Annotated in this window: 1 pseudogene; it reads left to right on the top strand. The window is 58.2% G+C overall.

What is annotated here, in order from left to right:
- Positions 1-251, top strand: a pseudogene (locus ACTHS4_RS12250) (lytic transglycosylase domain-containing protein); the annotation flags it as partial.

The raw sequence follows: 251 nt of genomic DNA, 5'->3' as shown, positions 1-251 counted from the left end.
GACGCACGCAGTTTGGCAGCTGCATTGGGCAGCCCGTTTGAGGGCGGCTCGCAAGGTGCGCGCGAATATAGCCTTTTGAACGTCATCGGCAAAGACGCGCGCAAATCCTCCTCCGCAGCCTCCACGCTGTCCGGCATGGAATCCGGCTTAAGCCGCGAACAAAGCAGCTTCGCATGGGGCGTATTGGGACTCTACCAAGCGCAAAATCAAAACATGCAGACCGCGTTGAGCTACTACAACCGCGTTTCCGA

It is taken from the genome of Neisseria sp. P0014.S009 (assembly GCF_051958155.1).
GTDB classification, from domain to species: Bacteria; Pseudomonadota; Gammaproteobacteria; order Burkholderiales; family Neisseriaceae; genus Neisseria; species Neisseria flavescens_C.
This window is presented reverse-complemented; position numbering and strand designations above follow the sequence as displayed.